The sequence below is a fragment of the Pseudomonas sp. o96-267 genome (genome assembly GCF_003935465.1).
Lineage (GTDB): Bacteria > Pseudomonadota > Gammaproteobacteria > Pseudomonadales > Pseudomonadaceae > Aquipseudomonas > Aquipseudomonas sediminis.
The window spans coordinates 42,400-55,453 of record NZ_RHQP01000019.1 but is presented as its reverse complement, the minus strand read 5'-3'; the positions used below and the strand labels follow the sequence as shown (position 1 = coordinate 55,453).

The following is a 13,054-nucleotide window of genomic DNA, read 5'->3' as shown; positions in this document are numbered from 1 at the left end:
CCCCTCCGCTGCCCCCCGCGGGCCGGCGGTGTGGCGGGTTCCTCCCTGGGGCTTTTTTTCCCCCGCCCCCCCCCCCCCCCGCCCCCAACCCCCCCCCCCCCCCCCCCCCCCCCCCCGCTCCTACAGGTCTGCCCGCTGACGTGTTGCAGATAAAGAAAAGGGAGGCCGAAGCCTCCCTTTGTTCATTTCTGCATACCGCCGACGCGCAGCAGCTCCGGCTTAGAACAGAACGCGGCTGCGGATCGTGCCGTTGACGTGCTGCAGCTTCTCCAGAGCCAGGTCGGAGTACTCGGCGTCGACGTCGATCACCACGTAGCCGACCTTGTCGTTGGTCTGCAGGAACTGGCCGGAGATGTTGATGCCGTTGTCGGCGAACACCTTGTTGATCTCGCTCATCACGCCCGGCACGTTCTCGTGGATGTGCAGCAGACGGTGCTTGCCCGGGTGCGCCGGCAGGGCCACTTCCGGGAAGTTGACCGAGGACACCGAGGTGCCGTTGTCGCTGTACTTGACCAGTTTCTCGGCTACTTCCAGGCCGATGTTGGCCTGCGCTTCGGCGGTGGAACCACCGATGTGCGGGGTCAGGATCACGCGATCCAGGCCACGCAGCGGGCTTTCGAACTCTTCGTCGTTGGACTTGGGCTCGACCGGGAACACGTCGATGGCCGCACCGATCAGGTGTTCGTCCTTGATCGCATTGGCCAGGTGGTCCAGCTCGACCACGGTGCCGCGTGCGGCGTTGATCAGGATGCCGCCCTTTTTCATTGCACGGATTTCCTTCTCGCCGATCATCCACTGGGTGGATGGCAGCTCAGGTACGTGCAGGGAGACGATGTCGCACAGACCCAGCAGATCGTACAGGTCGCCGATCTGCGTGGCGTTGCCCAGCGGCAGCTTGGTCACGGTGTCGTAGAAGAACACCTGCATGCCGAGAGCCTCGGCCAGTACCGAGAGCTGGGTACCGATGGAACCGTAGCCGACGATACCCAGCTTCTTGCCGCGTATCTCGAAGGAATTGGCCGCCGACTTGATCCAGCCGCCGCGGTGGCAGGAGGCGTTCTTCTCGGGAATGCCGCGCAGCAGCAGGATGGCCTGGGCCAGTACCAGCTCGGCCACCGAGCGGGTGTTGGAGTAGGGCGCGTTGAATACGGCGATACCGCGCTCGCGGGCGGCGTCAAGGTCGACCTGGTTGGTACCGATGCAGAAGCAACCGACGGCGACCAGCTTCTTCGCACAGTCGAAGACCTCGGCGGTCAGCTGGGTGCGCGAGCGAATACCGATGAAGTGGGCATCGGCGATCTTTTCTTTCAGCTCTTCGCCTGACAGCGCGCCCTTGAGGTACTCGATGTTGCTGTAGCCGGCGGCCTTCAGAGTGTCCACGGCATTCTGGTGGACGCCTTCGAGAAGAAGGAACTTGATCTTGCTCTTGTCGAGAGAGGTCTTGCTCATCGGAGTACCTGTTGTCCCAGGGATGTTTTCAGGGAAGGGCTGAGAAGCTCAGCCAGCGCCCGTAGATCACCGCATAGCTCGATTCACGGGGTGCGTATGCTAGCATGTTCGCCTTTTTCAATGCTCGGTTGCGACCTGAATGGTTCTCAGGGCGACCATGAATCCTTTGAGAGTTCAGTAGATGACCACCCCTGCCCAGATCGAAGAGCTGAAGACCCTGGTTGAACCCGGCAAGGTATCGACCGACGCCGATTCCCTGGAAACCTACGGCAAGGATTGGACCAAGCAGTTCGCTCCGGCACCTTCGGCCATCGTCTTCCCCAAGACCACCGAGCAGGTGCAGGCCATCGTGCGCTGGGCCAATCAGCACAAGATCGCCCTGGTGCCGTCGGGCGGCCGTACTGGTCTGTCCGCCGCTGCGGTGGCCGCCAATGGCGAGGTGGTGGTGTCGTTCGACTACATGAACCGCATCGTCGAGTTCAACGAGTACGACCGCACCGTCGTCTGCCAGCCGGGCGTGGTGACCAAGCAGCTGCAACTGTTCGCTGAAGAGAAGGGCCTTTATTACCCGGTGGATTTCGCCTCAAGCGGTTCCAGCCAGATTGGTGGCAACATCGGTACCAATGCCGGTGGGATCAAGGTGATTCGCTACGGCATGACCCGTAACTGGGTCGCCGGCTTGAAAGTGGTCACCGGCACTGGCGAACTGCTTGAGCTGAACCGCGACCTGATCAAGAACGCCACCGGCTACGACCTGCGCCAGCTGTTCATCGGCGCCGAAGGCACGCTGGGCTTCGTCGTCGAGGCCACCATGCGCCTGGAGCGTGCGCCGAAGAACCTCACCGCGATGGTGCTCGGCACGCCGGATTTCGATTCGATCATGCCGGTGCTGCACGCCTTCCAGGGCAAGCTCGACCTGACCGCCTTCGAGTTCTTCTCCGACCGCTGCCTGGAGAAAATCCTTGGCCGTGGTGACGTGCCGGCGCCGTTCGAGAGCCGTACGCCTTTCTATGCCCTGCTGGAGTTCGAGGCGCTGAACGAGGATGTGGCCAACGAAGCGCTGGCGACCTTCGAGCACTGCGTCGAGCAGGGCTGGGTGCTCGACGGCGTGATGAGCCAGAGCGAGCAGCAACTGCAGAACCTTTGGAAGCTGCGCGAGTACATCTCCGAGACCATCAGCCACTGGGTTCCCTACAAGAACGACATCTCCGTCACCGTCGGCCAGGTACCGGCCTTCCTCAAAGATATCGACGATATCGTTTCGGCCAACTACCCGGACTTCGACGTGCTCTGGTACGGCCATATCGGTGACGGCAACCTGCACCTGAATATCCTCAAGCCCGAGAACCTGTCCAAGGACGAGTTCTTCGCCAAGTGCGCGGTGGTCAACCAGTGGGTATTCGAGACCGTGCAGAAATACAACGGCTCGATCAGTGCCGAGCATGGTGTGGGCATGACCAAGCGCGACTACCTGCACTACAGCCGTTCGCCAGAAGAAATCGCCTGCATGAAAGCGATCAAGGCGGTGTTCGACCCCAACGGCATCATGAACCCCGGCAAGATCTTCGCCTGATCGCAGACGCCCGCCTGACAGCGGGCGTTTTCGTATCCGGCCATGTGTCGGTTAAGGTACGGCACCGGCCACAAGCCGCCATGCCCACAATACGAACAACACAGGAGTCGGTGATGAGCTATCAGCACCAGTACGTCGACGGTACCACCGTCCACTTCCCCCTCGGCAAGGTCGTCTGCATCGGCCGCAACTATGCCGAGCATGCGCGCGAACTGAATAATCCAGTCCCTACCGAGCCGCTGCTGTTCATCAAGCCGGGCTCCTGCGTGGTGCCGCTCGATGGCGGTTTCGCCATTCCCGATGATCGCGGCTCCGTGCATTACGAGGCGGAGATCGCTGTACTTATCGGCAAGCCGCTGTCGAAGAAGCCGGATGCCGAGGAGGTGCGTGACGCCATCAGCGGCTTCGCCCCCGCGCTGGATCTGACCCTGCGCGATGTGCAGGCCAAGCTCAAGGAGAAGGGCTATCCCTGGGAAATCGCCAAGAGCTTCGACGGTGCCTGCGTGCTGGCGCCATTCGTGCCGGGTGATGCCATCGAAGACCTGGCCGATATCGGCATTCGCCTGGTGATCAACGGTGAAACCCGCCAGGACGGCAACAGCCGTGACATGCTCAACCCCATCGTGTCGATGATCCAGGCCATGGCTGGGCATTTTGTCCTGCAGCCAGGTGACGTAATTCTTACCGGCACGCCGGTTGGTGTGGGGGCGCTGAACAAAGGCGACGAGCTGGTGTTGGAGCTGGTCGGTCACAGTCGCTTCATCAGCCGCGTGCTATAAGACGCGCTCAGCGCCTGAGCGCTGAAGCCAGCCGCCGCCCTCCTCTCTGGACGGCGGAACTCCTCTCGACAGCGGATGTCGGATTGCCATCATGCAGCCGAGCCGTAGCCGATGTCCGCTCTCCTTCGTAAGATTCGCCGCCCCCGCTACTGGCTTTCAGGCCTGGCAGTCGTCGCCTTGGGTGCGCTGACGCAGACCCAGCACTGGGATGACCGCGCCCAGTTATGGCTGCAGGAACGCTCGACGCCATTGGTTGATCGCCTGGCCAGTGTCTGGTTGCCGGGTTACCGCGCGGTGATCCAGGCCAAGGCACTGGCCGGCCTGGAAAAGGACGAGACCTCGGGGCTGACCTATAACCCGCAGACCGGCACCTTGTTCACCGTCACCGGCAAGAATCCTCTGCTAGTGGAGCTGTCGCGTGAGGGTGAAGTCCTACGGCGCATCGAGCTCAAGGGTTTCGCCGACCCTGAAGGCGTGGAGATGATGGACAACGGTCGGATGGCCATCGTTGATGAGCGGCGTCGCCAGCTCACCACGTTCATCCTTGGCGACGATGATCTCGAATTGAATGCGGCCGATTTTCCCGGCTTCGACCTGGGGTTCGCCGAGTCAGGCAACAAGGGTTTCGAAGGGCTGGGTTGGGACTCACGTAGCCATAGCCTGCTGCTTGGCAAGGAGCGCAGTCCACTGGGGTTGTTCAGCATGCCGTTCCCTGGAGCTGACGATGACGTTGGGGTCTTGCACCCGTTGGCATCCGCTAACCTCGGCCTACGCGACATTTCTTCGTTGAGCGTCGATGAGCGCACGGGCCACGTACTGGTGCTCTCCGATGAGTCGCGCATGTTGCTGGAGATCGATCGCGCTGGTCAGCCGGTCAGCTTCCTCAGTCTCAATGCGGGTTTCAATGGTCTGGAGCAAGGCATCAAGCAGGCCGAGGGCGTGGCTATGGATGAAGAGGGCAACATCTATATCGTCGCCGAGCCCAACCTGTTCTATGTCTTCAGTAAACCGGCGCCGGATGCCGGATGAGCGCCCGTGACGGATTCAGTTTCGCTTAAGCGTCGATTCAGTCTGGCTTCAGCTAGCGACACTAATCTGACCCCGTCACTTACGAACAACGAGGTTCACACCATGAAACGTACTGCTCTCGCTCTGATGGTTCTGCCGCTGCTCAGCACCGCTGCTTTCGCCACCGGTTACACCGGCCCTGGCGCCACCCCGCAGGTCACCACCGTGGCTGCTGCGCTGGAAGCTGCTGACGACACCCATGTTGTTCTGGAAGGTCAGATCGTCAAGCGTCTGCAAGATGAACTCTACGAGTTCAAGGACGCCACCGGCACCATCCAGGTCGAAATCGACGACGAAGACTGGCCGGGCCAGAAAGTCTCGGAAACCGCCAAGGTGCGCCTGACCGGTGAAGTCGACAAGGACTTCAACAGCCGCGAGATCGATGTTGATCGCGTTGAACTGATCAACTGATCGAAATGATCTGCACGCCCGCCGCACGCTCCGTGCGGCGGTTTTTTATGTGGTAGTCAGAGAAACCATCATCATGCGCCGCCTGCTGACCTTTAACCCCTGGCTCTATCTGTTGTTCTTCCTGCTTCTGGTCGGCGCCGTTCTGGCTCAACAGTATCGCCTATTCGAACGAGCCTGGTTTGTCGTCGAGGAATGGCAGCACAGTGGGCAGTGGCGCGAGCGCTCGTTGTGGCTGGGCGACTATCGCGTGGTGATCGACGCCAAACCGATCGAAGGCATCAGCGACGTCTCGGCACTGACTTACGATCCGGACCGACGCAGCTTGTTCAGTGTCACCAACAAGCCGGCCAAGGTGATTGAGCTGAGTCTGCAGGGGGAGCTCAAACGCACCATCGATCTGGAAGGATTCGGCGACCCCGAAGCCATCGAATACATCGCCCCCGGTGTCTACGTGATTGCCGACGAGCGCGAGCAGCGCCTGGTCAAGGTGCGTATCGACGATGACAGTCGTGTGCTCGACGCTGCTGACTTCCAGCAGCTATCCCTGGGTATCGGCCTCAACGGCAACAAGGGCTTCGAGGGGCTGGCCTACGATGCGAAGAATCAGCGTCTGCTGGTGGCGAAGGAACGCGATCCGGTGCGTATCTTCGAGGTGCTGGGTTTCCCTCATGTCGATGAGAGCAAGCCGTTGGCGCTGCAGGTCAATACCGACCCGAAGCGTGATGCCCGCTTGTTCGTGCGCGATCTTTCCAGCCTTGATTTCGATGCGGCGACGGGCCATCTGTTGGCCCTGTCAGACGAATCGCGCCTGGTGATCGAGCTGAATGCCGAGGGCAAGCCGATCAGTACCCTTTCATTGTTGCCCGGCCAGCATGGCCTCAAACGCGGTGTGCCGCAGGCCGAGGGTGTTGCCACGGACGATGAGGGCAATCTCTACCTGATCAGCGAGCCGAACCTGTTCTATGTGTTTAGGAAGCAGAACGACTAGCAGGCCGCTGAAAAACTGCCTACGTTGGCAATACTGCGGTAAAAACAGCCTCAAAATGCTCATTTACAGCTTGTAAACTCCGCTTTTTCGGCTGTTTTTGCCTTGTCTTGCCTGCCTCGTCTACGTTTTCAGCAGCCTGCTAGCCGGTCTGGTCGTCCAGAGCGGCAGTCGGCGCATTCTTCTGTACCGACTCTATTCCGCTCTTGCAGCTTGCGGCACTCGCATACATCTGGCTTTGCCCGACCACCTGGCCATTTGTGGCCATGAGCAGGAAGTAGTGCTTGTCGTTGCTCGAGGTCTTGGTCTCGAAGGCACCTTCACGTTGCGAATTCTTCTTCACCGATGCGATGCCGTTAAGCGCCGAGTCCTTGGCCTTGTACATCTCGCTGCTGAGGATGACCTGACCATTGGTTGCCAGCAGGTTGAAATGGAACTGGCCGTCTTTGGCCTTCTTCAGTTCGAACTTTCCAGGCATTTTCGTTTCTCCCTGAGCGTCCGATGAGATACCGGAACGGTGCTCAGCAAGCGTAGTTCATCAATGCGAGTGGCTCTTGCCAACATGGGTATGGCCATCGTCCGGTAGTGGCTGCACACCGCCGCTGACGTTGAGCTGACGCAGGATGCCGCAGTCCTCGGATTCCTGTGGGCTGTTGCAGCGATCACGCAGCTCGGTGAGCTGGTCCCGTAGTGCCAGCAGACTGTTGATGCGGGCTTCGACGTGCTCGATGTGCTCGTCCACCAGGCTGTTGATGCCGGCACAGCTCTCATGGGGCAGATCGCGCAGGGCCAGCAGCCGCTGGATCTCCTCCAGGGTCATGTCCAGTGTCCGGCAATTGCGGATGAACACCAGGCGCTCCAGGTGCGGACTGCCGTACAGGCGGTAATTGCCTTCTGTCCGTGCCGGGGCGGGTAGCAGGCCCTCGCGTTCGTAGTAGCGGACGGTTTCCACCTGGCAGCCGGCCTTTTTCGCCAATTCTCCGATTTTCATGCGATCGCCTCCGTGGGTGCTTGACCCTATAGTGACTACAGGGTGTGTACTGCGCAACAGAGACCTGACGGAGATTCGCCATGAGCCGCTGCTGCGACCATTCGCACCAACAGCCACCCGCCCACCACGAGCATGGCCATGACCATGCTGGGCATGATCACGACCCTGTTCACCAGCCGTCTGCGGATGAGCTGGCGGGGGCGTGCAATACCCGCATCCGTATCGAGCAGATGGACTGCCCGACGGAAGAACGCCTGATCCGAGATGCATTGGGCCGCCTGCCCGGCGTGACGGGCCTGCAGTTCAACCTGTTGCAGCGGGTGCTCACCGTCAGCCATGACGAGGGGGCGCTGGCCCAGGTAGTATCCGCGATTCAGGCGCTTGGCTTCACCCCGCAGGTGGAGGATCAAGGCGCTGCTCAACAGCCGGTCGCCGCGCCTGCGAAGAAGCCCTGGTGGCCGCTTGCGCTGGCGGCAGTGCTGGCAACCGCTTCGGAGGTGGTGCATTTCGCTGCGCTCGGGCCGGATTGGTGGGTGGCTGTGCTTGCCGTCGTCGCCATCGGGCTGTGTGGGCTGAATACCTACAAGAAGGGTTGGATCGCCCTGAAAAACCGCAACCTCAACATCAATGCCCTGATGAGCATCGCCGTGACCGGTGCGGTGCTGATCGGCCAGTGGCCAGAGGCGGCGATGGTGATGGTGCTGTTCACTCTGGCTGAACTGATAGAGGCGCGCTCGCTGGATCGGGCACGCAACGCCATCCGCGGCCTGATGGATCTGGCGCCACCGCGCGCGACTGTCAGGCAGGCCGATGGCAGTTGGCAGGAAATCGATGTGCAGGTCATTGGCCTGGGCGCCGTGGTACGTGTCCGTCCGGGCGAGCGCATCAGCCTCGATGGCGAAGTGGTCAGCGGCAATTCGACGGTCAACCAGGCGCCCATCACCGGCGAAAGCCTGCCGGTGGAAAAGCGTGCGGGTGACCCGGTATTCGCCGGCACCATCAACGAGGCGGGCTCGCTGGAGTTCCGCGTAACGGCGGCGGCACGCGACACCACCCTGGCGCGCATCATCCATGCGGTCGAAGAGGCGCAGGGTTCGCGCGCGCCTACCCAGCGTTTCGTCGATCAGTTCTCGCGCATCTATACCCCGGCGGTGTTCGCCTTCGCCCTGGCGGTTGCCGTGCTGCCGCCGTTGCTGATGGGCGGTGCCTGGCTCGACTGGGTCTATCGCGCCCTGGTGCTGCTGGTGGTGGCGTGCCCCTGCGCGCTGGTGATCTCCACGCCGGTGACCATCGTCAGCGGCCTGGCAGCCGCCGCGCGCAAGGGCATCCTGATCAAGGGCGGCGTGTACCTGGAGAATGGTCGGCATCTGGCGCTGCTGGCGCTGGACAAGACCGGCACTTTGACTCACGGCAAGCCGGTGCAAACCGACAGCCTCCATCTGCTGGAAGTGGATGAGCCGCTGCACGCCGCCTGGGCAGCGAGCCTGGCCGCGCGCTCCGACCATCCGGTTTCCCAGGCACTAGCCCGGAACGCCGCAGAGCAGGGGCAGGTGTTGCATGAGGTCGAGGGCTTCGAGGCGCTGCCAGGGCGCGGCACCAAGGGCATGGTCGATGGCACGCTGCTTTATATAGGCAACCATCGCCTGGTCGAAGACCTCGGGCTCTGCTCTGTGCAGCTGGAAGAGCGTTTGGAGGCGCTGGAGCGCCAGGGCAAGAGCGTGGTGGTGTTGTGCGACGAACAGCGCGCGCTGATGCTTTTCGCCGTCGCTGACACGGTGCGTCAGACCAGCCGCGAGGCGGTCGCCGAACTGCACGAACTGGGCGTACGCACCTGCATGCTCACTGGTGACAACGCCCACACCGCGGCAGCCATCGCCGAGCAGGTCGGCGTCGACGAGGCACGCGGCGACCTGCTACCTGCGGACAAGCTGGCCTGGGTCGAGGCGCGCCAGGCGCAAGGCAAGGTAGTGGGCATGGTTGGCGACGGCATCAACGATGCGCCGGCGCTGGCCAAGGCCGAGATCGGTTTCGCCATGGGCGCCGCCGGCACCGACACGGCCATCGAGACCGCCGACGTGGCACTGATGGACGATGATCTGCGCAAGATTCCGGCCTTCGTGCGCCTGTCGCGGCAGACCCACGCCATCCTAGTGCAGAACATCGTCCTGGCGCTGGGGATCAAGGCCGTTTTCCTGGCCATGACGCTGACGGGCGAGGCGACCATGTGGATGGCCGTGTTCGCCGATATGGGCGTGAGCCTGATGGTGGTATTCAACGGCCTGCGCTTGTTGCGCAAATGAAGGAAGGCGATATGAACATGGGACTGCAAGCCGCCATCGACGAGGCATTCACTCAGGCGCAACACGAACTTCGCGCTCGCCACAGTGCTGCGGCACTGGTCTGGCTGGAACGTGTGCACATCCTCACTCAGCGGCGCCCGTGGCTGCATGTGCGTTCGCACTGGCTGATGCTGCAGGCAGGCTGGCAACAAAGGGATATGCGTGAGGTGCTGGGGCAAATGCCGCGCATCCTGGCGGCGCTGTTGTTCTCGCGCATCTGGGTGCCTATCGGCAACACCGGGCGGGCGCGGGTCAGTGCTTTTCAGCCCATGCCGATGAGCGAGGAGCTGCGCCGCCTGCTTGAGTAGGCGGCGCATTGGCAGGCTCCGTAGCCCGAATGCGATCCGGGCTACGATTGACGCGACTGCTGGCGTCTCAGCGCTTGAGCGTCTTCACGCCTTCGGCGGTGCCGAGCAGCAGCAGATCGGCCGGGCGGGCGGCGAACAGGCCATTGGTGACCACGCCGACGATGGCGTTGATGTCCGCTTCCAGCTTGACCGGGTCGGTGATCGACAGGTTGTGCACATCGAGAATGACGTTGCCGTTATCGGTCAGTACGCCTTCGCGGTATACCGGGTCGCCGCCCAGCTTCACCAGCTCGCGCGCTACATGGCTGCGCGCCATGGGGATCACTTCGACCGGCAGCGGGAAGTTGCCTAGCACCGGCACCAGCTTGCTGGCGTCGGCGATGCAGATGAAGGTCTTGGCCACGGCGGCGACGATCTTCTCGCGGGTCAGTGCCGCGCCGCCGCCCTTGATCAGGTGCAGACGCTCGTCGCTCTCGTCGGCGCCGTCGACGTAGAACTCCAGTTCGGCGGTGCTGTTGAGGTCGTAGACCGGGATGCCATGACCCTTCAGGCGCGCGGCGGTGGCTTCGGAGCTGGCGACGGCGCCATCGAAGTCCATCTTGTGCATGGCCAGCGCGTCGATGAAGAAGTTGGCGGTGGAGCCGGTGCCGACGCCGACGATGCTCTTGCTGTCGAGGCGCGGGAGAATGTGGTCGACGGCGGCCTGGGCCACGGCCTGTTTCAACTGATCCTGGTTCATCGCGGGGAAGTGCCTGGGAAGATGGGGAACGAGGCGCGAATTATAGCCGCAAGTGCTGCGCTGACGGGGCAAAACCCGTGCGCTTCGTGTGGTCGCCCGGTGCGGCGCTGGGGTAGACTCGGCAGTCCTCTCAAAGCCTGAACGCCTGCGAAATCGCCATGCTCGAACAGTACGTGAAGAAGATCCTCACCTCGCGCGTTTATGACGTCGCGGTGGAAACCCCGCTGCAACCCGCCCGTCAGCTCAGCGAGCGACTGGGCAGCCAGATTCTGCTCAAGCGCGAAGATCTGCAGCCGGTGTATTCGTTCAAGATTCGCGGCGCCTACAACAAGCTGGCGCAACTGTCCCCGGAAGAGCTGGCGCGTGGCGTGGTCACCGCCTCGGCTGGCAACCATGCGCAGGGCCTGGCCCTGGCGGCCAAGCACCTGGGCGTGAAAGCGACCATCGTCATGCCGCGCACCACGCCGGAGCTGAAGGTGCAGGGCGTGCGCTCGCGCGGCGGCAAGGTGGTGCTGCACGGCGATGCCTTCCCCGAGGCGCTGGCGCATTCACTGAAGCTGGTAGAAGAGAAGGGCTACACCTATATCCACCCGTACGACGATCCGCTGGTGATCGCCGGGCAGGGCACCGTGGCCATGGAAGTGCTGCGCCAGCATCAGGGCCATATTGACGCCATCTTCGTCCCGGTCGGTGGCGGCGGCCTGATCGCCGGCATCGCAGCGTACGTGAAATACCTGCGCCCGGAGATCAAGGTGATCGGCGTCGAGCCGGATGACTCCAACTGCCTGCAGCAGGCGATGGCGGCTGGCGAGCGTGTGGTGCTGCCGACGGTCGGGTTGTTCGCCGATGGCGTGGCAGTGGCGCAGATCGGCCAGCACACCTTCGATATCTGCAAACATCACGTCGATGAAGTGATCACCGTCAGCACCGACGAGATCTGTGCGGCGATCAAGGACATCTACGACGATACTCGCTCGATCACCGAGCCTGCTGGCGCGCTGGCCGTGGCCGGGATCAAGAAGTACGTCGAGCGCCAGGGCGCCAAGGGCGAAGTGCTGGTGGGCATCGATTCCGGCGCCAACGTCAACTTCGACCGCCTGCGCCATGTGGCCGAGCGTGCCGAACTGGGCGAGAAGCGCGAGGCGATCATCGCCGTGACCATTCCCGAGCAGCCGGGCAGCTTCAAGGCCTTCTGCGAGGCGGTTGGCAAGCGCCAGATCACCGAATTCAACTATCGCTATCACACTGATCGCGAGGCGCACATCTTCGTCGGTGTGCAGACCCATCCGGAGAATGACCCGCGCCAGGCGCTGGTCGAAGGCCTGCGTGCGCAGGGCTTCCCGGTGCTGGACCTGACCGATAACGAACTGGCCAAGCTGCATATCCGCCACATGGTCGGTGGTCATGCTGCTGGCGTCGGTGACGAGATGGTGCTGCGCTTCGAATTCCCCGAGCGGCCGGGTGCACTGTTCAACTTCCTGCAGAAGCTGGGCGGGCGCTGGAACATCTCGATGTTCCACTACCGTAACCACGGCGCTGCCGATGGCCGCGTGCTGGCCGCCCTGCAGGTGCCGGCGGACGAACGCCATCTGGTGCCGGCGGCGCTGGACGCCATCGGTTATCCCTACTGGGATGAAAGCGAGAATCCGGCCTACAAGCTGTTTCTCGGCTGAGCACGGGTAGGTCGGTTGTAACCCGCCGCCGCGTTCTCGCGGGTTGCACCCGCCCTACTTAATCGCCGAATAAAAGGAAACCACGATGGAACACTACCTGCTGGTTCGCATCCTCCACAGCGCCCCGGGCGTGTTGCTGCTGCTCGGCCTGATCGCCCATGGCGTCATGCTGTTCAAGGCGCAGCGCGGTGGCGATTCCGCCGTGCTGGCGCGCAAGCTGCGGGTGACTCTGCTGTTCAGCTTTCCGGCGTTCGCCGTGCTGGCGCTGAGCCTGCCGGTCACTGGCTACTGGCTGGTGGACACCGCCGGCTGGCCGCTGGGGCAGACCTGGCTGCTGCTGGGCAGCATTCTCTATGCGCTGATGATGCTGCTCGGTTTGCTGCTGGCCGGCCGCCTGGCCGTCTGGCGCGCGCTGGGTGATGCGCCAGCGCCAACAGCGTTGAAGCGCCTGTGCCTGATCTATGCGGGGCTGATTCTGCTACTACTGATCGCCATCATGGCGTTGATGGGCGCCAAGCCGGCTTGAAGCAGCCGCAAAGCGGCTTCTGATGACTCTCTCCCATTTATGAGAGAGGGTGCCCGAAGGGCGGCAGAGGGTTTTGGGCTCGATGAAGCTGCCCTGTAGGGTGGGGCCGGGGGGGCCGGGGGGGGGGGGGGGGGGTGGGGGGGGGGGGCGGGCGGGGGGCGGGGAGGGGGGGGGGGGGGGGGCGCGGCGGCGCCGCGCGGCGAGCGGGGGCGG

The 13,054-nt window shown here is 62.8% G+C and carries 13 protein-coding genes; 9 read left to right on the top strand and 4 right to left on the bottom strand.

The genetic code is table 11. The features are described 5' to 3' along the window. Nucleotides 1-219: 219 nt before the first annotated feature. Entirely contained in the window at nucleotides 220-1,449 is a 1,230-nt protein-coding gene (gene serA, locus EGJ86_RS14445) for a phosphoglycerate dehydrogenase (protein ID WP_099526006.1), read from the bottom strand. Nucleotides 1,450-1,630: 181 nt separating this feature from the next. Here serA and EGJ86_RS14440 point away from each other — a divergent pair, with 181 nt between their 5' ends. The 5 genes from EGJ86_RS14440 (at nucleotide 1,631) to EGJ86_RS14420 (ending at nucleotide 6,268) form a co-directional block, all read left to right on the top strand. After that, nucleotides 1,631-3,022, top strand: coding sequence for an FAD-binding oxidoreductase (locus EGJ86_RS14440; protein ID WP_125835571.1), 1,392 nt, complete (start codon nucleotides 1,631-1,633; stop codon nucleotides 3,020-3,022). 113 nt (nucleotides 3,023-3,135) lie between these two features. Continuing rightward, nucleotides 3,136-3,801, top strand: a complete 666-nt coding sequence (locus EGJ86_RS14435) for a fumarylacetoacetate hydrolase family protein (protein WP_125835570.1) — start codon at nucleotides 3,136-3,138, stop codon at nucleotides 3,799-3,801. Nucleotides 3,802-3,912: 111 nt separating this feature from the next. Further along, nucleotides 3,913-4,830 carry an SdiA-regulated domain-containing protein gene (locus EGJ86_RS14430; protein ID WP_125835569.1) on the top strand — a complete coding sequence of 306 codons (918 nt, stop codon included), beginning with the start codon at nucleotides 3,913-3,915 and terminating at the stop codon, nucleotides 4,828-4,830. Between the two features lie 102 nt (nucleotides 4,831-4,932). Next, nucleotides 4,933-5,280 (top strand): NirD/YgiW/YdeI family stress tolerance protein, encoded by a 348-nt coding sequence (locus EGJ86_RS14425; protein WP_021490467.1) that lies wholly within the window; start codon nucleotides 4,933-4,935, stop codon nucleotides 5,278-5,280. A 73-nt stretch (nucleotides 5,281-5,353) separates the two neighbouring features. Beyond that, complete coding sequence (locus EGJ86_RS14420) at nucleotides 5,354-6,268, top strand: SdiA-regulated domain-containing protein (protein WP_125835568.1); 915 nt, start codon at nucleotides 5,354-5,356, stop codon at nucleotides 6,266-6,268. Between the two features lie 139 nt (nucleotides 6,269-6,407). Here the strand turns inward: EGJ86_RS14420 and EGJ86_RS14410 are convergent, their stop codons facing one another. Further along, nucleotides 6,408-6,743: a YegP family protein gene (locus EGJ86_RS14410; protein ID WP_013717600.1), complete on the bottom strand. Its 336-nt coding sequence runs from the start codon at nucleotides 6,741-6,743 to the stop codon at nucleotides 6,408-6,410. Nucleotides 6,744-6,803: 60 nt separating this feature from the next. Further along, nucleotides 6,804-7,256 (bottom strand): Cd(II)/Pb(II)-responsive transcriptional regulator, encoded by a 453-nt coding sequence (gene cadR / locus EGJ86_RS14405; RefSeq protein ID WP_115298580.1) that lies wholly within the window; start codon nucleotides 7,254-7,256, stop codon nucleotides 6,804-6,806. 80 nt (nucleotides 7,257-7,336) lie between these two features. Between cadR and EGJ86_RS14400 the strand changes: the two genes are divergently transcribed. Both EGJ86_RS14400 and EGJ86_RS14395 read left to right on the top strand, forming a co-directional pair. After that, on the top strand, nucleotides 7,337-9,556 hold the full coding sequence (locus tag EGJ86_RS14400; protein ID WP_125835567.1) for a heavy metal translocating P-type ATPase: 2,220 nt from the start codon (nucleotides 7,337-7,339) through the stop codon (nucleotides 9,554-9,556). A gap of 11 nt (nucleotides 9,557-9,567) precedes the next feature. Next, nucleotides 9,568-9,903: a DUF3703 domain-containing protein gene (locus EGJ86_RS14395; protein WP_125835566.1), complete on the top strand. Its 336-nt coding sequence runs from the start codon at nucleotides 9,568-9,570 to the stop codon at nucleotides 9,901-9,903. Nucleotides 9,904-9,970: 67 nt separating this feature from the next. Here the strand turns inward: EGJ86_RS14395 and rpiA are convergent, their stop codons facing one another. Further along, nucleotides 9,971-10,642, bottom strand: coding sequence for a ribose-5-phosphate isomerase RpiA (gene rpiA / locus EGJ86_RS14390; RefSeq protein WP_125835565.1), 672 nt, complete (start codon nucleotides 10,640-10,642; stop codon nucleotides 9,971-9,973). Nucleotides 10,643-10,800: 158 nt separating this feature from the next. On the opposite strand from rpiA, the gene ilvA reads away from it, so the two are divergent. Continuing rightward, nucleotides 10,801-12,315, top strand: coding sequence for a threonine ammonia-lyase, biosynthetic (gene ilvA, locus EGJ86_RS14385; protein ID WP_125835564.1), 1,515 nt, complete (start codon nucleotides 10,801-10,803; stop codon nucleotides 12,313-12,315). A gap of 85 nt (nucleotides 12,316-12,400) precedes the next feature. Further along, nucleotides 12,401-12,841, top strand: a complete 441-nt coding sequence (locus EGJ86_RS14380) for a DUF2269 family protein (RefSeq protein ID WP_125835563.1) — start codon at nucleotides 12,401-12,403, stop codon at nucleotides 12,839-12,841. Nucleotides 12,842-13,054 lie beyond the last annotated feature (213 nt).